Raw genomic sequence first — 19,840 nt, 5'->3', positions numbered from 1 at the left:
GGAAACAACAAGTTGAGTTAACAATATACGCCTCAAGCTCTACTTTGACTAATCATATACTCTGCAAACGGCGTTAGAGACAGTTCTCTAACCTGCTCCAGTGTAAACCAGTCCGCGCCTAACGAATCTTCACCATCGGGTTCTTTTTTGATATGATCCGGCTGACTGGCTGTGGTCAAAACAACATCATACAATATCCCGATATGGTGCAGCTCTTCCGGCTCACCTTGATGCACCCATTCCAATAGACTAGACTCCGCAGAATTAATCACCAATTGTAGATGGGTCAGGCCCGTCTCTTCTTCAATCTCACGATGAAGAGCATCCTCTGGCTGCTCACCAAATTCCAGCCTTCCGCCTGGTAAATCCCATTGCCCCTGATATGCTCCGCGAGCCTTATGAATCAACAGGAATTTGTGCTCCCAAGCGACCAAGCCATATACCCCAATATGTGTATATCGATCCACTTACATCTCTTCCTCTCGTCCGTAAGATGTACCTTACTTCCAGCGAATACTTCCTATTTCTTTTCATCCTCTGTAACAGCATCCAGATCTATGGCCATACGGATCATATCCACACAGGGGATACCGTCCTCTATAATCTCTTCCTCATAATGCCTCACAAAGAAGTCACGGTCGACCCCGATAATGCGGAAACCGCAACGTTGATATAACTTCAATTGGTGAAAGCTTGAATTGCCCGTACCAATCTCGAGAATCCGGCAACCCAGTCTACGTGCAGCTTCCATCGCTTCCTTAATCATATGTTTGCCTACACCTTGTCCCTGCAATTCTTCCTGTACGGCAATATTAACAATCTCCGCAGTCTCCGGACGAGTCTTCAACAACACGAACTCCCCAACCATCTCTCCTTCATACTCGGCAATAAAACAAACACCCCGGCTCAAGTATTCATCCACAATTGCTTTTGAAGGATCAGCCATCAATAAGAGTTCATACGGTCTCTCTTCTTCCCAGTCCAAAATCCGGAACGACAATTTCACGCCAATCTCCACCTTTTCATCGTACAATATTCATTTACGTCCTGTTTGCAGAAGCCTATGTATGGCGAATCTACAAATATATCATTCTTCATCCAGCAAACTAGTTCATTCAATCTATTAACCACATATTACTTGCAGACTAGTCATCTCCTATAAAAATAGTAAACTTCACTATATCATAATATCTGGATATAAATATATAGATATGGATGATACATTATGAGGCATTATTGTTACTCCTAAACCAAGCTTAAATGCTCATGGATTAATTTCCATTCCCCATCAAGCGTCGCCGCAATGTATCCTTCCAGGGCATGCTGGTATCCCATGATTTTTCCCTCCTGGCCGTTTTGACTTATCTTACTTCACTCTGTTCAAGAACCGAATCGCTATACACCATAAAAGTCTCTTGCAGGGTACGTCCGGATGACTTCTCCCAGATCACGCTCCGCTCAAAAGTGCCTTTTTGAAAAAAACGGGGAACACGTTCAGCAAACCAATCCTGCATAGGTAGCTCAAACACCTGCTTCATAGGCACCCATAAAAGTTCGCCTTCTGGTGGATCTTGCAATAACTCGCCCTCGAATGAAGTTGCTAGATAGTTGAATACCATATACCTCAATCCTTGTTCGGGATCACAGAACTCATCAAGTCCTTTATATGTAATCTCATTCACCGCCAGCCCTGTCTCCTCCAGAACCTCCCGCACAGCACCATCCACGATACTCTCTGGAAAATCTACCTTCCCCCCAGGAGCGATGTATCCCGGAAAACCTTTGCGATCCGGCCGATTCATCAATAACACCTGATCTTTCTTTTTGTCCCAGACCATACACATCGTTAATATCTCTATTCTGGTATTCATATTCGTCCTCCCGCTAAGTGCTTTTCTAAGTTGTACACTAACATTTCTGGGAATAACATGTGTTTTCCTTCTTTATTTCCACTCTGATTCATCGGTATTTTCACTGTTCTCGCAGTATCGTCCACGATAATATATATGCATACGAAAGGCGGACACCCTGTAACATCAGAAGCCCGCCTGTTTTATGATATTCTATGCTGTTTATACCTCAAGCTTGGAAGTTGACGTTCTCAGCTCAATTCCGTAATCAACACACGACGTTCTTTCCACTCAGCTCGGCGATAAGCCTGTTGCATACCGAATTTTCGGATACTTGCCTTTGGTACCGATTTGTAAGGTAAAACGACTGTAAAGTCCTCATCAAACGGGAAAAACGACAGGCCTACTTTTTCATTGGATAACCACTCCGCCTGAATCGGTTGTCTGGAACAAGCATCAAACGTACAACTAAGTCCCTCTGCAAAAAAGTCATAACGCGCAGCAGGTGTTCCAGGTTCCTCCATACAGAGAAACAGACTGAGCTGATCACAAAAAAGCATAATTTCCACATCGCTTTGCAGCCTTCGTTTCAGCGCTTCAGCATCGCCACCCAGCTGATTCTCCAAACTCAACTGACGTTCGCGTTCTTCCTGCAGATACTCTCGGATGTCATCATCATCCTGAGCATTGGCCCCCAGATTTTTCTGAAACAGCTCCGTATACATCAAGCTGCACAATAATCCGGCATAGAGGTTTTTCTGCCGAACCTCTTCAATGCCTTTATGGTAGAATACAAAACGCGGACGCAGCGGAAAATCACGAAACGAATATGGCGATTGACTGTAATCATTCCAGAACGGTGACGAATCCAATTCGATCCAGCCCCGATCATGTTCTTTGGCCGCCAGGACTAACTCATCCCGATGCGCGGCATCAGCAAGCAATTCATTTTTCCAGTGAGAAGCCATCTCGCCGGCTACTAATCCATGCTCATGCTGTGCGGTCAAAACAAAATCATGCTCTCTCTCATATACGATCATTTGCTGTCACCCTTCCGCATGGTATACGTTGACTTTAACATAAATTGGGTTAAAATTTCCTATAAGTTGCTTTTCGATCCAATTTTACGAAAGGCCTCATGGAATGGACAATGTAAATGTGTTGTCAGTTTCCTGAAATTTGGTACACTAAAGGTTGTGTCCACGATAATATTACATACAGAAAGCGGGATCTCATGAATTCATACTCTCCTTACATCGAGTTTAACCGCAAGGAATGGGCTGAACTTAAAGAACATCAGACCACTCTTCCACTGACGGAAGCCGAATTAGAACAGTTAAAGGGATTGAATGAAGAGGTATCGATTCAAGAAGTCGAAGATATATATCTGCCTCTTACCCACTTTATTGACCTATATGCAAGAGTTTCACGAGAGCTGAATCGACTGACGGCCTCCTTTATGAAAAAAGAAGCATCCCCCACGCCTTACATCATTGGAATCGGGGGAAGTGTTGCCGTGGGCAAAAGTACTGCTGCCCGCTTGCTTCAGGCGTTGCTCGCCAGAGGCAAAAACAGACCCAAGGTTGACCTGGTCACAACCGACGGTTTCTTATACCCCAATGCCGTGCTGCAAGAGAAGGGCATCATGAACCGCAAGGGGTTCCCGGAAAGCTATGATATCAAATCTCTGATTCAATTCATGGGCGATGTGAAATCAGGCAAACCTGAAGTGAAAGCACCGGTCTATTCACACCTCGCTTACGATGTCATTCAAGGGGAAGAGAAGCAGATATGTCAACCGGATATTCTCATTATTGAAGGCATCAATGTGCTTCAGATCAAAAAGGAAACACCCTTGCTGGTCAGTGATTTCTTCGATTTCTCCATCTACATTGATGCGGAAGAAGAACATATAAGGCACTGGTACGTTGAGCGTTTCAAGTTGCTCCGTAATACAGCGTTTCAGAACACGGACTCCTTCTTCCATCAACGATTCGCCAATATTGATGAAGAGGAAACCGTTCAGACAGCCAACCAGATCTGGCAGGATATCAATGCCAAAAACCTGCATGAAAACATTTTACCCACCAAAGGACGGGCCAGATTGATCCTGAAAAAGGAAGCAGATCACTCCATTGGGCAGATTCAATTACGCAAATTGTAAACAGCATTCGGGGAGGACAACACTGTGGTGTTGTACCTAATTACCCTTAAAAGGAGAGAAAAACACATTGCAAACCCTAATTATACTCGGCAGTATTATGATGTTCTTGGCTGTCGCTTTGGGTGCATTCGGAGCACACGCGCTCAAGCGCAAATTATCCGCTGACATGATCAAAATCTACGAAACCGGTGTTCAGTATCATATCGCTCACGGACTTGGGATCATCCTGATCGGACTGCTGGCAGACCGTCTCGAATCCTCTTCACTCGTCATGCTTGCCGGATGGCTGTTGTTCGCGGGAATTATCCTGTTCTCTGGCAGCCTGTACGCATTAAGTGTAACGGGTGTTCGCAAATTGGGAGCCATTACCCCACTTGGCGGAGTCGCATTTCTGGCTGGATGGGTAATGATCATGATTGCCGCATTGTAAACATGCCCCATAGATAAACGAAAAGAGTGTTCTGGCTGATATCCTATCGCTGGAGCACTCTTTTGCTGTTCTTCAATCTGTCCAAATTCTGCGAATGGTGGGCAGCTCTCCATCTGACCTTTGTCGCTCCAGCACATACACATCCGGGTTGGAAAGTTTGGTCCACTCTTCATAGCCAAAGGATGGTTCATATTGGCGGATAAGCAGGGATAACAAGTTCCCATGCGTAACCACAGCTCCGTGCTGTTCCGGTCTGCTCCACAGCTCTTCCAGCAATACCATCCCTCTTGCAGCTGCAGCCCTTGAAGATTCCCCGCCTTCTTCTACCCAATCCACATCGTCATATGTACGTTTCAGCACATCCATCCAGTTAGACAGATCCAGGGAGCTGAGTATTCTCTCCTGGAGACGTTCATCCGTATGTATATGTTGCAGCGTTGCTATGCCCAGTGGCATAGCCGTCTGTACGGCCCTTTTCCATGGACTGGATACAATGTACGTTATGGTATGATGGGCCAACATATTGGCAAGTTTCTCGGCCTGCCTGAGCCCTTCATCGGTAAGCTCTGCATGGGGTTCCTGCCCAGTTGCTTTGGCGTGACGGATAAGATAAATGGACTGCATGGCTGTCACCTCCTATGGTGTAACCTACATGGAACTCTTCTCAAGATATTGGAGTGCACTGTACATCTTCTCCTGCTCTTCAGGTCGGCCTGATGAACTGAAGAAAGTGACTTGTTCCCCTGTTCTGCCTGCATGCTGACCCACCAATTGAAGCCGCTGCTTCAGGTGGTTGACCGTACCTGTACTGCCATCAATAATCTGTATATGATCTGGCAGAACCGTGCGCAGAATAGACGTATAAAACGGATAATGCGTGCAGCCAAGCACCACTGTGCCATACCCATTAAGATCGAGATCTGCCAGCTTCAACCGGAAATAGTCAGCAATTTTGCTCGGATCAAAATCCAGCTGTTCACACCACTCCACAAGTTCCGGCAGTGCAATGGAATCCACACTATGGTGATCATCAACACGCGATACCAGCTCGTTATACTTGGATTGGTTCAAGGTGAGGGCCGTAGCAAATACAAGCACCCTCTTCCCGCTATCGCGATTCATCTCCACGGCTGGTTTCACTGCAGGCTCCATGCCAATGATCGGAATATCATACTTGGCACGCAGATCCTTAACAGCCAGACTGGTCGCTGTATTACAAGCAATCACAATGGCTTGAACATCTTCCTGAACGATTGCTTCCACGCAATCAAAAATATGGCCTCTGACCTCATCCGCAGACTTGGTTCCATAAGGAACATGTTTGGTATCCGCATAATACAGGAATTGTTCTTCCGGGAATTGTTGCAAGGCCTTATGCAAAACGGTTAAACCACCGATGCCTGAATCAAAAAATGCAATTTTCTTAGTCAAGGATTTCACCTCTATCATGTATTCTTTCGGGTTCCAAGAACCTCTCAATGCTGCTCATGCTGACTGGAGGTGAGGTTTGTACTTCCGGCTCATCACCCACTAGGATGATGAGCCATTATTCTACGCTCATTTTATACTGCCTAAGCCAGTCCTTGCCACTATGCCACGCCTCTACAGGGTTATGTACTCCAAGCAATTCAGTACTTGCCTGAGCCATAATCCATTCCTTAAGACCGTTATCCGGACTGGATTCGAGCTGTTGTAGCAGGAAGTGCATCCCTGCTTCCCCCGTGTTGAGGATATCCTCGTAAGCCTCCGGATTACCAGCAATATAATCTTTGGGATTGCTGCTGGTCATGAGGACAGGGTCGTGAACCATCTTCTGCAGGTTGCTTTCAATTGTTGCTGATAATACTTGTTCTTCCGTCCGAGTCGAACACGCTGCTACTGTCAATGCTGTGCATACTGATAACAAACCCAGAATCACTCTTCTACGATTCACCGTCCCACTCCTTTCAACAAAGAGAGTTATAGAGCAAGTTCCCATTTCTCCTCGGTAAGCTCTTGACCTGACAAAACCTGCTTGCGGACTTCTTTCACTTCAAAGCCCGCAGATTGATATAATCTGCGGGCACCATCCAAGGACTCGTTGGTCCACAGGATCATGGATGTATAGCCCTTTTCTTTTGCAAAAAGAACGGCCTGTTCAATAAGCTGTCTCCCCCATCCTGCACCTCGTGCTGTGGGTTCAATCAGAAACCAGCGCAGTTGAGCCGTATTTTCATTTACCTGAGTAACACCTAAGGAGCCGGAAGTTGACTGATTCAGCTCAACAATCCATAACATCTCCTTGGAGTAATTGCCCGTAAGTCCAAACGAATTCACCGCATTCGTGATAAATTCAGCAAAGCTATCATCATAATTATACTCTTTTCGATAAATACGGATATGCGCTTCAATGACATATTGCAGATCCTTTTCTACAAACGTGCGAATCATCTGCTACCCCTCCTCATATCAAGGGTCGTAATACTGAAATCCACACCAAACTGAATCAACCCCAGTTTACGGGCAACATGCTGTGAAGCAAGATTATCCAACGAAGTACTGTAGATCGGCATGCGTCCACTTTCCCTGACATAATATTGCCAGCATTTCACCGTTTCTGCTGCATACCCACGCCCTCTAAAACCCGGTGCAGTATACAAGCTCGCCTCTGCACCATGAATGGAGACCCTTGCAGAGAAGCATACTGCCACAGCAGAATCCCCAATAACATAAGCGGCAACAGGGCTTTTTTCATGCAAGTGATCCGTTAATTCCGGGAAATGCTCTGCCAGCATGTAACGCTGCTCATGACCAATTAGTTGTACGTTCAGATTCCACTCGTCAGATATCTCAGGAAAAGCATAGGCGGGTCCCATCCACACACGGTTAACTGGCTCAAAGGTTTCCACCTTACGAATCAGTTTGGGAATATCCAATGGAAGCTTGCAATCCTTACTCAACTCATCCATTAGATCCGGCGGTAACTGTTCATGGTAATAGGTGAGTGAACCGGCCGAAGTCATGCCGATAAAAAGGGCTGGAGCCTTCCCACCACCCGGCTCGTTAATACTTAGAAGACGTTGTTGCTCGTTGATCGTATATAACGTGCTCGCCTGTATCTTCAACATCTCCATAGGCGACAGGTTCGATTTTGGAACCATATCTATGAAGTCAACCTTTGCAATAATCGTTCACCTACACTGCTTTTACCCGTTTCCTGCTGCTCCAGAAATTCGGGCAATTCACGTAAATCAGTCGGACGATATCCAGCCCCGCACCCGCAATTATGATAGGTAAAGCCATGACGATACAGCATCATCACTTTGGTCCATTGTTTGGTATCATTTTGTTTCGGAGCCTGGAAATCCTGTCCCATGCTAACCATAGATGCGGCACATTGCGGGCACTTATATTCAAGCTTTGCCACCACTTCAGGGCTCAGGTCATGTCTGGAAACTTGTTTAAATGATTTGCGACAGTTGAAACAGGCATAGATGTCCTTGTATGGTCCTGACATGGCATATCTGCACATCATCTGCACCTCCTCATTAATTTCCATTATACGGGATTTTCAGTGCGGATACGACTTGATTTTGCACATTTGCGAACAATTCCTTCACACTACTTATCCATCTTGCATCGCTGCTTGTTTCCAGGCCTCACCAAGTTCCGCAATCGTTGCGTACCGCTGGGACCGATCCGCACTCACTGCACACTTCACAACCTGATACAATGCTTCTCCAGCATCCCATCTCGCATAAGAACGATCTTTCTCCCCGCCAAGCAATCCGAACGCCATGGCTCCCATATTGAATACATTGGTAACCGCATCTATGGGTGCGCCTAGCTCAAACTCTTCGGGAGACATAAAGCGGGAAGATCCCCACATACGTCCCATAGTATTGGTAAAAGAACCCTTCCGATACAGATCAATATCGCAAATTTTCATGAAGTGTTTGTCAAAATCATAGATCAGACTGCCGTCATACAAATCAACAGCCACATAACCTCTCCGTTCCACCTCGATATGAAAATTCAAAATCTGCTCCATTGCCTGAATACGTGTCTGCACTGGGAGTTGTCTGAACCGATAGTAGGGCGAACGCGGATCTTCATATTTGGCCGGAGGAGGGAAATACCAGTGCGAGTGAAGACACTCCCCATCCACCCAATCGAAGACACAGGCATAACCCTCATTCGTTGCAAAATGATCCGTTAGTCGAATCAACGTGTCATGCGCCAGATCCTCATAGACGAAAACAGATGATTTCAGATTACGAATGGCTTCCGGGGGACTTCCCGTATGATTCGCATGAATCGTATGTGCTCCCGCATACTTAACGAACAATCTCTTTCCATCCTTTTGCACGATACCGAAGGAGAGATTCCCTGAATCCTGCTGATCGAATACGCGAAAGACCGTACCCAAGGGCTGTAACCAATCGAAAGAATGGGCTTCTTTTATGACAACCGAAACACCGTCGATCTCAAGTTCAATCTGACCTGTCATAGGACCCCTCCTTCTGTGATATCTTCATTCAATGTTGAATGCTCTGTATAAAAGTAATTCATATGCGCCTCATCATATCCTTGGCCATGGACTTCCAAGGCGTTACGCTCGATGCCGTAAACTTCAAATCCATATCGCTCATATAAACGTCTGGCTGCTTCATTCGTTGTCACTACACTCAGATTAATCTGCTTGATGCCCTCCAGATGCCTTCCCCGATCCAATACCTCACGGAGCAAGCGTGAAGCCAGCCCACATCCCCGATATTGCGGAGCTACATAGACGCCCCAGATCATGCCTTTGTGCCTGAGTTTTAGGCCGTACTCTCTTTTGAAACCCATCATTCCCGCCAAGGTTCCTTCTGCTGTGTATGCTCCCAGAATATAATCATCCGGTTCATTATGTATGCGCCCCTGCACTTCACTCATGGGGAGTTGAATGGACAACTCGAACGAAGCCCCGAAGGCTTCAGGATGTGTTTTCAGTGCTTCCAGTCGCAAAGGCCAGTAGATGTCTGCTTCATCCCGCTGAATATTGCGAATGGTATAGTGCTCTTGCTTTCGGCCTTCATTCATTCTTCGACCACTCCCTGCATCTCATAAGGATAATCGATCTGAAGTTTTACATTCGCTGCCGCTTCCTGTCCTGCAAGCAACCCAACAACATAAATCCCCAGGTCAATGGACGTGGTTACTCCACCGGCTGTAATTACATTTCCATCTTTTACAATCCGCTTCGGAATCACCTCGGTGACATACGGCTCAAGCAAATTATATGCACGGGGATGTGTTGTTGCTTTTTTGCCGGATAAAAAACCAGCCGCACCCAGCAGCAGAGAGCCTGTGCACACCGAAACCTTCAGAGGCACAGACTCAGCCTGTTTCAGCCAACCTACAAAAGCCTCGTCATATCGAAGCTTGCGCGTTCCCATGCCTCCGGGGATAAACACGAGATCATATTCCGATAGGTCAGGCTTCACTCGATCCACCTTCAACGTTAGACCAGACTCATCCGTGACCTGATCTGTCATGGCACAAGTTTCCCACGTCGTTCCCTTGGTAGGTTCAAAGAAATTCAACCGATTGATCACATCATAAAATCCTGCAAAGTCAAGGAAAGTCAGTCCATCAAACAAAACGAATGCAATTTTCATATGAAAAACCTCCGTGATTTTTATTTCGTTGCTTTACGAACCTTATCACGTTCCATTGCTTCCTTACTTTTATCTTAATCCACGGGCGATGATCCGCTCCAGCCACTTCCACGGTAGCAGTGCTTTGCCTATGATGAGTACACGCGAACCTTTTCCGAGCGCATATCGAAGTCTAGGTGCACGCATCCGTGCAATTCGGCCAATCAGATCTGCCACTTCCTGTGGATCAGGTGCTGTCTCGCTCGCATGCTTGGAATAGCGAAGAACCGCATCCAGTTTATGCTTATACGGAGAATCCTCGTTTCTGTGAATTTCCCCCAGACCTTTATTCCAGATTGGCGTACGATAAGCGCCTGGTTCAACCAATACCACGCGAACGCCGAACGAAGACATCTCATGCCGCAGACTTTCCGTGAATCCCTCCACAGCGAATTTGGAGGCAGCATAGGGCGCATACCCTGGAAAACCGGATAAACCGCTGACGCTGGACAAGTTAACAATTAACCCCTGCTTCTGTTCACGCATCATAGGAAGGACGGCACGTGTCACAGCGATCAATCCAAACAGATTCGTTTCCATCTGGCGCCGCCAATCGTCCATTGATACTTCCTCAATGAACCCGCCCACCGCAAATCCCGCATTGTTCACCAGCATGTCGATTCGGCCATTATTAAGAAGTACGGACCCCACAGCTTTCTGCACCGATACAGCATCGGTTACATCCAGTTGTACATATTGCAAACGTTCGGATATCCCCGCCTGCTCAGCCAGCCTTGCCAATTCTTCTTTCCGACTCAGGTCACGCATCGTAGCAACAACAAGATACCCCTGCTTGGCTAGAGTAATTGCAGTGAGCATACCGAAACCACTGGAGGTACCCGTAATTAAAGCCACCGGTGCGTTCGCTCCTTCCTTGGTCTTCTTCCCTTCATCAAGACCCGTGTTGGTTCGTCCCTGCCCGTCCTCTGTTAAGTGTTCCTCTACTGTCACGGTGTGTCCTTCTTTCCTCGGTAAATTGCTTACTTCCGTTCCGACCTGTACCGCACGACTCCTGCTTAATCCGCCACTCCATTATGCCGTCTCTCTACCCTGCGCAGCTTCGTGATTCCCGGTTCGAACGTATACGGAACGAATCTAACCTCAGGCAAAGTGCATTCGAGCCGCTCTCCCAGCTTCATCAGTTCCCGCAGTACATCAGCCTCAACCTGCTCCAGCACTGCGCTCCCACCAAGCCGAAGGGATACTTCCATTGTCCCTTCTCCTTGCTGCACCACACGATAATGTTCAATATCCAGCGAAGCCGCAATGACCGAACGGGTAACGAAATCCGGAAAGACCGGTACCGCCTCACCCGTATGTAGTTGTGTAAAATAAAGCGTGTCATCACAGCGGCCTTCAATCCGCTCAATGGCAGTAAACGGGGAACCACATGCACATGGTAGCGCCGCCTCGGTCAGAATATCATTCAGCCGATATCGGATAATCGGCTGTGAGGTTCTGGAGAAGTCCGTAATAATGGGCACGAACCGCCGGGTGGCGGGATCAATGAACTCTTTTTCAATATGAACGATGTCTTCATTCAAATGCAGTGTGCCGTAGCGACAGGTCGCACCTAGAAATCCTTCTGTACACTGGTAGACTTGATGGACGGTCTGTTCGAAGACCTGCTCCAGCACCTTGCGATCCAGGGGGTCCAATACTTCGGCAACCGAGATGATTTTATCCGGTACAGCGGTCAAATGACCTGCCACATAAGCGTCCGCCAACATGCGCAGCATGGATGGAGGAGCCACCCACACGGTAGGTTGGTACGTTTCAAGTCGCTTCACCAAGGTCTCCACACGCTCCAGCAGATCAAAGTACTGAAACTGCAATTTGCCACGCTGCACCGATTCATACAGATTACTGTTGGCCCGCAGGAAAAATGCAATCTTGGCAGGTTTCCACAGTCCACCAGGCAGCAACTTAGCCAGCACCGTACCGGTCCAAGCGTCCTGCTCCCGATCACTCACCAGAAATATCCCCCGGTTCCCTGACGTACCCGAAGACAGTCCAACCGTCACCCCTTGAATGGAAGGTTTGAAATCACGTGTTTCTTCACTTTCGCCTGCAAGAGCCAACGCTTCATCCTTGGTAATGCCCACCGTGTTCAGTGTATCGAAATGTTCCATCATGATCGATTTGTCAATCAACGGAAATCTTCTCCAGTCGGATGCGTCCACGTCCCCCCACCACTTCCGGTAAAACGGAGATCGGGCACGGACCTGATGCACATGCCGAATAATCCGTCGTTCTTGCCAGCGCTCAAGTTGTTCTCGTGTTTTCCACTTTCTCAGTCCACGTGCGAGAGCATAATGAACCACAATACGAAGGGTATTGCTCATCGTTTCTGCCCTCCTGTACCCCAAGCGTCCAGTACCTCTCGGCAATGACTTGGCACAATACGAATGTGGGGAAACTGCTGATGCAGCCGAACTAGTCGGTCAAAGTTTCGTCCATATTCATATCGATCCGACATAATGATTCCAGCGAGTATATTCGGTCTACGCCTTTCACGAAAAGCTCGACTCGACCACACCGCGTCCGCGCATAGGAAATAGTCATGTTCTTCCGTACGCAGCAGGAGCCCCATCATTCCTTCCGCATGACCAGATACATCAACCCCCAGCAGACTGCCATCGCCAAAGATGTCATAGACTTCATCAAAAGGGAACTCTTTCCCCGCTCTCGTCCAACGCTGAGGCTGATGCGTAACAGGCAATGATCTGGCCGTAAAATCCTCGGGCAACAGCCCAGCAAGAAAACCTGCCCTTACAGCCGCAATCGGACCGAGTGAGCGCACAGCATCATAGGCTCTTGGCAGATAGATGAATTGGGCCTCTGTGAAATCTCGCACACCCGCGATGTGATCACCATGAAAATGCGAGAGGATGATATACCGAATATCCGAAGCTTTCAGTCCAATTCGAGCCAAAAAATGAACGGCACTATCCTCTTCACGATAGACCACAGGTGTAATATGACGATACAGTGCGTTAGGCAAATGAGCCGTTTCCTCGAAAAAGAGGGAACTATATCCCGTATCCAGTAGGATCGGTCCATGTACAGGATGAATGATGCAGGCAAATCCTGCAGGGAAAGGCACTGGGGTCAATCGACCACCGCGCAGCGTCAGAAACTCTGGATGTGTGCAGTAACCCGCCGCACCCAGATATAATTCTACTGGAGTTGTCGTCAGCATGATTCTGCCCTCCACCAGTCTGCAAATTGTTGCAAACCCTCTTCAATGGACACCCGAGGGACGTACCCCAATTGCTCCCGTGCCTCTGTAATATCCAACGTCTGTGGAATAGATAAGGAGCCAACGGTATACCGTGTTAATGGAGGCTCACCCAACGCAGGAATAAAGCCATGAACCCGCTCCAGCAATGTTGCCACACCATATGCCGTGCGATAAGGAATGTTCCGTCGACGCAGAGGCATATCCAGCATGCCAAACAGACTGCTTACCAACTCACTGAACGTCCTCGGATCGCCATTGGAGATATTGTAGGCTCTACCAAGTGCTTCTGTAGAGGCATCGCGGCACAATAATAGGGCATCCACCACGTTATCCACACATGTCAGATCGATTAATGCCTGTCCACCACCGATCATGGGCACGCCTGATTTTGCGTTTGCTGCGACAATCCTGGGAAATAACGTCTGATCATACGGACCAAAGATAGCTCGCGGTCGAATGATGATCGACGGAAGCCCCTTCGCATGCCCCTCCATTACAACCTGCTCAGCGAGAAGCTTCGTGGCTGCATAATGATTGGCTGGTTTGGATGGCAACGGATCATTCTCATGTACGTTATATCGTGGTATGTAGTTAAAATATATACTCGGAGTTGAGACATGTATGAATCGCCGTACATTACCACGTATACAGCCATCTACGAGATTCTGTGTCCCTATTACATTACTGCTATAAAAGTCTCGATATTTACCCCATGGCGATGATAGTGCCGCACAGTGAAACACCATATCCTGTCCTGCAAACGCTTCGTTTACTACTCCCTCATCCCGTATATCTCCACTCAGGAATCGAATTCCTGCCAACTCAAGTTCTGCACCAACCTTTGGCTGTCGGCCCATGCCAGTGACTTCCCATCCCTCTTGGGCAAGTCGTATCGCGAGGTGCCTGCCTAGACATCCCGTAGCACCTGTAACCAATGCTCTATTCATTGTTGTTCACCGTTCCATTCTATGTCGTGAGTCAAAGCTTCAGTCAGCGAGATCTTCTGCGATCTTGCCAGATGCCAGGCGGCTAGCACCACTCCGAATTGTTCAAATACAGGCTGGATATCCTGCCCTACATAGACTACATCCCTGGTTCCACGCCACGCAGCTATCCATGCACGGATCTTCCCTTTGCCGAAGATCTGCTGTACTCCGCTTCCCAGCATGGGAAGCATGAGCATGGCTTTGCTGCCTCGTGCGGGCGTGATCATTCTTCTTTCTTTGACCAATGTCTCCGGTTCAGTCAGTGCATACACCAAGTCACCTCCGGGATGAAACAGATGAATCCCACTCGTTGCCCTCGGATTACACTCAATCGCGTACACTCGCCCATCCTGATCTTCTATAAAATCAAACCCAATCTGTCCACTAAAACCCGTTGCCTCAACAAATTGTCTTACCCACGCAAGGGCACCCTCATGTTCCACCTGTTCAAAAAAGACACTGGCTCCCACGCTTCCTGTACGATAGCGACTGTCGTAGGTGGCATGTGAAATCAGTTGTCCTTCATGCGCTATGCTGTATGTACATAACATCTGACCAGGAATGTAGGCCTGTGCAACCCACGGTGTAACAGAAGACAATTCTTCTTCGTCTGGAGGGTCGTTTCGGAAATGTCGATGATTTTTATGGCTTACATCCCATTGCTGATCACTGCCTGTCCCAATGTCATAGGTTATGAGTGTCGGCATGCGTACTTTGGCGGCAAAGCGGGAATACACGGGTTTCCATACCCAATTCCCCACCGTTTGCAGAACAGACTGAGTTTCAATCCATTCCTGCTTATTATTAATGAGGCGTGTATCCGGGACTGAGAGACCAAGTGATCCTGCAAGCTGAATAAAGTTGTATTTATGGTGCAGTTCATGCAGTTGCTCCAGAGTCGTAACCAGCACACGGCAATGTGCACGCAGCCTTTCTGCCCCTTGAGCAACATAGAAGACTTCTTCACACATCGGAATCAACAGGTCGATCTGCCAATCCTGAACCAACCGTTCCAGCTCCGTCAGATATGCACATGTGTCATGACGCGGCGATGGAACCTCAGCGCACTGTTCCACTGCACCTGATGATCGGGTCAGATGCCGTGCTGCACTTTCAGCAACATACACTTGGTGACCTGCCCGATGAAGCATACGCGCCAGGTCAAGCGTTACAGGAGCCCTTCCGCCGGTAAGCAGCACACGGAGAGAAGCAGCTGTGCGATGTCCGGTTTCCCCGGATCTAGTAGTCAAAAATAAGCCCTCCCAATGATAATCCGGCGGCCGTGCCAATCATCAGCACCCGATCCCCACGCTGGATTCGCTGCTGCTTAATTGCTTCATGTAGCCCCATTGGGATAGATGCAGCAATCGTATTGCCGTGATTTCGTGTGATATCCATAAATCGATCTTCAGCAATATCGAGCTTCTTACGGATCAGCCTCATCGCCATGGCACTCCCCTGATGAGGAATAACCAATTGGAAATCCCCCATCTGAATCCCCGTCACTTGCAACATATCGCCGATGAATCCGGGCAGGAGTCTGGAAGCCATGCGGAAGATGGCCTGTCCATCCATATGAAATAGGTAGGGCTCCGGCTGATCCGCCTTGTACTTCGAAGCATGCAGCCGTGTACCTCCACCTGCAATCTCTGAGAAGCGAGCACCGCGGCTGTAAGTTCGAAGTGAAGCATGTACGATCTGCGACGATGATCCTTCAGGCGAACGTTCAATAATGACGGCGGCCGCTCCATCTCCGAACAGGGCCGCACTTTCTTTATCAGACCAATTTAGTCCGGCTGAGGCAATCTCGGTGGCTACGAGCAATACTCGCTGGTAACGTCCAGCATCTACCATATAGGAGATCACATCGAGTCCGTTCAGGAAACTCAGGCAGGTTGCATCCATATCAAAAGCAGGCACACCTGAATCTTGCTGCCCCATGGCCTGCTGGATAAATACCGCCGTACTTGGCAACGGTTGTTCCTTCGTGCCACTGGTACACACCAGACAGTCGATATCACTGAATTGCAGTCCTGCATCCGCAAGTGCAGCTTCCGCAGCCCGCGCTCCCATGAACGAGGAGGTTTCTTCGCCAGAGGCATAATAGCGTACACCTACGCCTGTTGCTTTGCTGACCCATCCGGCAGGCACGCCCAAGCGGCGATCCAGTTCCTCATCGGTGACTTCCCTTACAGGCAGGTACTTCCCTGTTCCCGCGATCCTTACTCTTCTAAGTTGCATTTCCCCAACCTCTTTCTGTTCATCTGACTGATTAATAGTTGAAGCCTTGAACATATATAATAAAAGGGCAGATGCCTCTGCCCTTCCTGTTGTGTTTTCTTTTGTTATTAAGTACTGTCATTTCTTCTTATTCAAAATCTCGGCAAATGCCGCATCTAGTGTACCGTATGTGAAAGTGAAGCCTTCCCTCTCCAATCGCTCAGGAATGACCCAACGACTTTTGAGAACCAGTTCCGTCTCGGTCTGAATGAAACGTGCACCCAGTTCAAGCATCCAGCGAGGAGAAGGCAGTCCGATCCGAACACCCATATGTTCTCTCAGGCTCGCCATCAGCTCCCGATTCGTAACCGGATGCGGTGAGGAAGCATTGAATACACCATTCAATTGCGGATGCTCCTGCAAATATTTCATCATACGGAACAGATCCTCGATATGAATCCAGCTGAACTGCTGTGTTCCTGCGCCTTGCGATCCACCTAAGCCAAAACGGACCAGGTTCGTCATGGGCACCATTACGCCCCCCTCACCAAGCACAATCGCAATCCGCAGTGCAATCTGACGCGTAGACGGCAGACTGAATTCAAAGAAAGCCTGTTCCCATGCCTTGGCAACGTCGACCGAGAATCCGGAGCCAATCTCGCCCTCTTTTTCCGTCATGGGACGATCTTCAGCATGTCTGTATATAGTCGCCGTACTCGAATTAATCCATAGCTCAGGAGGGTGGTTACAAGCCAAGACGGACTCGCCAAGAATACGTGTTGTACGGGTCCTGGATTCCAGAATGACTTTGCGATTCACCTCTGTGTAACGGCAGTTCACCGATTTACCCGCCAGGTTAATCAGCATTTCTGCTTCTTCCAGTGCCTCAATAATCCTTGCACGATCTTCCCAGGCAATATGACCGGGCTGACGCGAGATAATCAATACCTCATAACCCAGCTTCTTGAACCTTTGAGCAAAATCCTGTCCTACAAATCCCGTTCCACCAGCCAATACAACCTTCTTCACGGTATCCCCTCATTTCCCATACTGGGTAAAGAATTCGCAAGATATAGATTGAATACTTCTATGCATGCAAAATGCAGATATTAGATTAAACACCGTCGCTGACCCTTTGGTTTGGTTTATTTCACACCCAGAGCTGCGTACAAGCGATCCCGCTCTTCGATAGCCCATGTGTTTGCAGGGTTTTGTTCCAGCTGATATCGGAGTTCATCATAAAAATCATGGATCATGAATCCGTCGGGCAAATTGCCAAGCATGGCTGTAAAGTTATACTGCGGCAGTGTTCTCTTTCCTTCACTGACCTGCTTCAGCCAGTCCATCCACTTGGCAAGAGTAAGCACTTCCTCCTGCCATAACTCGGCTTGTAACCCAAGCGCATCCTGAAGTTGCTCGTACGCCAATGGATCAGCGAAGGCGCGGCAGGCCTGAACAGCCAGTTCATACAACTCGTTCACTGCACGACGTACCTCATGCTCAAGTTCAATCTCCAATCCTCCCATGTAATCCTGGACCTGAATGCTCTGTCCATCATCATATAGTAGCGGTGCTTGGGCCAGCAGGCGTACAATCTCTTCCATCTCTTGCATTGAAACTTTCTGCTGCTCATAAAGAGCAGGTAATTGATATGCTGTAATGATCATTCACTCCTACATCGTTCTTCTATTAATGACGTATATTATAGCATGGTTTGAGATTCAAATATTTGATTCAGTTCAACTTGTGCAGAGACAATGACAAAAAGACAACATAAACTCTATTCGGAGAGTCTACCGTTGTCTTTTCGAATATATGCCAATCGATTACATAAATGTTTTGATCGTAGCAAAATATTCACGAATCATGTTGACGGGTTTCAGATATCCCGGTGACGGGGCCGATATGCCGTATTCTGCCGCATAACCGTTCTTGGCAGCAATATATTTGGAGCGAAACATATGATAGTCACTGGTGACAATCATGATCTCGGGGTGTTCCAACCCGGATTCAAGAATGATTTTTTTGGAAAAGGCCAAATTCTCCTGTGTACTTGTGGAACGATCTTCCATAATGACTTGGGCGGGGCTAATCCCCTGTTCAATCAAATAGTTTTTCATGGCGAGCGCTTCGGGAATCGATTCCCCGGGTCCCTGCCCACCCGATACAATGACAGGTGTCTGAGGGTGACTGCGGATGTAGTCCAGACTGGCATCTAACCTTTGCCTTAGGGTCAATGACAATTCCGTTCCACGGATGCCTGAACCCAGAATGATAACATAGTCTGCCTCATCCGGATCATTCGCACCGAGCTGTGTGAATACAAGTGCTTCAATAATGACAAAAGAGACGGCAGCCACGCCAAATCCGGTAAGGATAATCCGTTTCAGAATAACATGCTTCTGATAGTCGATCCGCCTTAGTACGATAAAAGCCACCGTAATCATTCCGAAAAACATGACTGGGAATCTTTGGCCCCAGAAGGTTAGAAACGCCACAAAACATGCCAACAGAACAAGATCAATGATCAGCCCATTTTTTTGTAAGAACTTTTTTATCAAATCCGTAGACACTCCTTCTTGTACCCACAATTCCTCAAATCACTTATTATTCAAGCAGTTATTATCATTAGTTTCGGCCATTGTTCCTGCCAGCACTTCTTCTGTACGCGCTGATTGTAATCATCAGTATCCGTGAAGAACGGACTTTTGCGGACCATGAGGTGATACAGATCATGCAAACCATGCGGAGCACAGATGTTCACACGATCCTCTTCATCCAACTGTACTCCTATGGCAGTCACAACTTCTGGCCAATAACGAAGAGCATCTTCAGTAGAATGATAAGGAACTGTGCCATTGCGCAGATGCATTCTCGCCTGGTTTTTGACCGACCACTTTGGATTGCCAGTCTCCTCACGAAGCTGTTGTTCGAGTTGTATGTCTCGCTCCTCACGCAAGTCTTGCGCATCATAATAGACAACATCAATATCGCTATGAAGGTCACGAAGAGCATATCCATGAAGAACATCCCAGATATAATTACGAATATATCCTGCACCTATGTAACTTTGAGGCAAGTGGAGACTACGAACTCTCCGCAGGTCATGCATTAATGCCTCGTGCTTAATGATCGTCTGGATGAATGGGTCCTCATATAACATGTCTGCCTCCTCCTCCCCCTGCGGTTTACCTCATTGTCCTCTTGATAGAGAGTAAACTCTCGTTCCAATATATCATGTTTACCTAGCTGCAATAAAATGAAC

Annotated in this window: 25 protein-coding genes; 2 read left to right on the top strand and 23 right to left on the bottom strand. The window is 47.8% G+C overall.

Annotation, left to right across the window (positions count from 1 at the left end; genetic code table 11):
- Positions 1-32 precede the first annotated feature (32 nt).
- The 4 genes from WFI24_RS10615 to WFI24_RS10600 form a co-directional block, all read right to left on the bottom strand.
- Positions 33-467, bottom strand: coding sequence for an NUDIX domain-containing protein (locus WFI24_RS10615; RefSeq protein WP_336760570.1), 435 nt, complete (start codon positions 465-467; stop codon positions 33-35).
- A 53-nt stretch (positions 468-520) separates the two neighbouring features.
- Complete coding sequence (locus tag WFI24_RS10610; RefSeq protein WP_145319893.1) at positions 521-1,006, bottom strand: GNAT family N-acetyltransferase; 486 nt, start codon at positions 1,004-1,006, stop codon at positions 521-523.
- A gap of 355 nt (positions 1,007-1,361) precedes the next feature.
- Entirely contained in the window at positions 1,362-1,871 is a 510-nt protein-coding gene (locus WFI24_RS10605) for an 8-oxo-dGTP diphosphatase (protein ID WP_336760568.1), read from the bottom strand.
- 230 nt (positions 1,872-2,101) lie between these two features.
- The gene (locus WFI24_RS10600) at positions 2,102-2,890 is read right to left on the bottom strand and encodes a DUF3891 family protein (RefSeq protein ID WP_145319897.1); all 789 of its coding nucleotides are present in this window, start codon (positions 2,888-2,890) and stop codon (positions 2,102-2,104) included.
- Between the two features lie 194 nt (positions 2,891-3,084).
- On the opposite strand from WFI24_RS10600, the gene coaA reads away from it, so the two are divergent.
- Both coaA and WFI24_RS10590 read left to right on the top strand, forming a co-directional pair.
- Positions 3,085-4,014, top strand: a complete 930-nt coding sequence (coaA, locus tag WFI24_RS10595; protein ID WP_336760566.1) for a type I pantothenate kinase — start codon at positions 3,085-3,087, stop codon at positions 4,012-4,014.
- Between the two features lie 67 nt (positions 4,015-4,081).
- Positions 4,082-4,444, top strand: a complete 363-nt coding sequence (locus WFI24_RS10590; protein ID WP_145319901.1) for a DUF423 domain-containing protein — start codon at positions 4,082-4,084, stop codon at positions 4,442-4,444.
- Between the two features lie 72 nt (positions 4,445-4,516).
- Here WFI24_RS10590 and WFI24_RS10585 read toward each other — a convergent pair whose 3' ends face one another.
- From WFI24_RS10585 to WFI24_RS10495, 19 genes are all read right to left on the bottom strand, one after another.
- Positions 4,517-5,068, bottom strand: a complete 552-nt coding sequence (locus WFI24_RS10585) for a histidine phosphatase family protein (RefSeq protein ID WP_145319903.1) — start codon at positions 5,066-5,068, stop codon at positions 4,517-4,519.
- Positions 5,069-5,092: 24 nt separating this feature from the next.
- Positions 5,093-5,893 (bottom strand): glutamate racemase, encoded by an 801-nt coding sequence (gene murI, locus WFI24_RS10580; RefSeq protein WP_336761245.1) that lies wholly within the window; start codon positions 5,891-5,893, stop codon positions 5,093-5,095.
- A gap of 97 nt (positions 5,894-5,990) precedes the next feature.
- Positions 5,991-6,377 (bottom strand): hypothetical protein, encoded by a 387-nt coding sequence (locus tag WFI24_RS10575; protein ID WP_336760563.1) that lies wholly within the window; start codon positions 6,375-6,377, stop codon positions 5,991-5,993.
- A gap of 26 nt (positions 6,378-6,403) precedes the next feature.
- Positions 6,404-6,874: a GNAT family N-acetyltransferase gene (locus WFI24_RS10570; RefSeq protein WP_336760561.1), complete on the bottom strand. Its 471-nt coding sequence runs from the start codon at positions 6,872-6,874 to the stop codon at positions 6,404-6,406.
- Positions 6,871-7,584, bottom strand: a complete 714-nt coding sequence (locus tag WFI24_RS10565; protein WP_336760559.1) for a GNAT family N-acetyltransferase — start codon at positions 7,582-7,584, stop codon at positions 6,871-6,873. The genes WFI24_RS10570 and WFI24_RS10565 overlap by 4 nt, the downstream gene beginning before the upstream one ends.
- 2 nt (positions 7,585-7,586) lie before the next feature.
- Positions 7,587-7,958: a hypothetical protein gene (locus WFI24_RS10560; RefSeq protein WP_336760557.1), complete on the bottom strand. Its 372-nt coding sequence runs from the start codon at positions 7,956-7,958 to the stop codon at positions 7,587-7,589.
- 90 nt (positions 7,959-8,048) lie between these two features.
- On the bottom strand, positions 8,049-8,933 hold the full coding sequence (locus WFI24_RS10555; RefSeq protein ID WP_336760556.1) for a serine/threonine-protein kinase: 885 nt from the start codon (positions 8,931-8,933) through the stop codon (positions 8,049-8,051).
- Complete coding sequence (locus WFI24_RS10550) at positions 8,930-9,508, bottom strand: GNAT family N-acetyltransferase (RefSeq protein ID WP_336760554.1); 579 nt, start codon at positions 9,506-9,508, stop codon at positions 8,930-8,932. Before WFI24_RS10550 ends, WFI24_RS10555 begins: the two co-directional genes overlap by 4 nt.
- Positions 9,505-10,086, bottom strand: coding sequence for a DJ-1/PfpI family protein (locus WFI24_RS10545; protein ID WP_336760552.1), 582 nt, complete (start codon positions 10,084-10,086; stop codon positions 9,505-9,507). The genes WFI24_RS10550 and WFI24_RS10545 overlap by 4 nt, the downstream gene beginning before the upstream one ends.
- A 69-nt stretch (positions 10,087-10,155) precedes the next feature.
- Complete coding sequence (locus tag WFI24_RS10540) at positions 10,156-11,076, bottom strand: SDR family oxidoreductase (RefSeq protein ID WP_336760550.1); 921 nt, start codon at positions 11,074-11,076, stop codon at positions 10,156-10,158.
- 65 nt (positions 11,077-11,141) lie between these two features.
- Positions 11,142-12,470, bottom strand: coding sequence for a F390 synthetase-related protein (locus WFI24_RS10535; RefSeq protein WP_336760549.1), 1,329 nt, complete (start codon positions 12,468-12,470; stop codon positions 11,142-11,144).
- The gene (locus tag WFI24_RS10530) at positions 12,467-13,327 is read right to left on the bottom strand and encodes an MBL fold metallo-hydrolase (RefSeq protein ID WP_336760547.1); all 861 of its coding nucleotides are present in this window, start codon (positions 13,325-13,327) and stop codon (positions 12,467-12,469) included. Before WFI24_RS10530 ends, WFI24_RS10535 begins: the two co-directional genes overlap by 4 nt.
- A complete protein-coding gene (locus tag WFI24_RS10525; RefSeq protein WP_336760545.1) occupies positions 13,321-14,316 on the bottom strand; it encodes an NAD-dependent epimerase/dehydratase family protein in 996 nt (331 codons plus the stop codon). The genes WFI24_RS10530 and WFI24_RS10525 overlap by 7 nt, the downstream gene beginning before the upstream one ends.
- Positions 14,313-15,605: an ATP-grasp domain-containing protein gene (locus tag WFI24_RS10520; RefSeq protein ID WP_336760542.1), complete on the bottom strand. Its 1,293-nt coding sequence runs from the start codon at positions 15,603-15,605 to the stop codon at positions 14,313-14,315. Before WFI24_RS10520 ends, WFI24_RS10525 begins: the two co-directional genes overlap by 4 nt.
- Entirely contained in the window at positions 15,595-16,596 is a 1,002-nt protein-coding gene (locus tag WFI24_RS10515) for a beta-ketoacyl-ACP synthase III (RefSeq protein WP_336760541.1), read from the bottom strand. The genes WFI24_RS10520 and WFI24_RS10515 overlap by 11 nt, the downstream gene beginning before the upstream one ends.
- Positions 16,597-16,713: 117 nt before the next feature.
- A complete protein-coding gene (locus WFI24_RS10510) occupies positions 16,714-17,604 on the bottom strand; it encodes a TIGR01777 family oxidoreductase (protein ID WP_336760539.1) in 891 nt (296 codons plus the stop codon).
- A 116-nt stretch (positions 17,605-17,720) separates the two neighbouring features.
- Positions 17,721-18,242, bottom strand: a complete 522-nt coding sequence (locus tag WFI24_RS10505; protein WP_336760537.1) for a hypothetical protein — start codon at positions 18,240-18,242, stop codon at positions 17,721-17,723.
- A 159-nt stretch (positions 18,243-18,401) separates the two neighbouring features.
- Positions 18,402-19,136 carry a YdcF family protein gene (locus WFI24_RS10500; RefSeq protein WP_336760535.1) on the bottom strand — a complete coding sequence of 245 codons (735 nt, stop codon included), beginning with the start codon at positions 19,134-19,136 and terminating at the stop codon, positions 18,402-18,404.
- A 50-nt stretch (positions 19,137-19,186) separates the two neighbouring features.
- Positions 19,187-19,738: a nucleotidyltransferase family protein gene (locus WFI24_RS10495; protein WP_336760533.1), complete on the bottom strand. Its 552-nt coding sequence runs from the start codon at positions 19,736-19,738 to the stop codon at positions 19,187-19,189.
- Positions 19,739-19,840: the final 102 nt, after the last annotated feature.

Source organism: Paenibacillus sp. USHLN196 (assembly GCF_037144955.1).
Taxonomy (GTDB): Bacteria; Bacillota; Bacilli; order Paenibacillales; family Paenibacillaceae; genus Paenibacillus; species Paenibacillus xylanexedens_C.
Note: the sequence above shows the minus strand (reverse complement) of the source record. Positions and strands in the feature narration are given on the sequence as shown.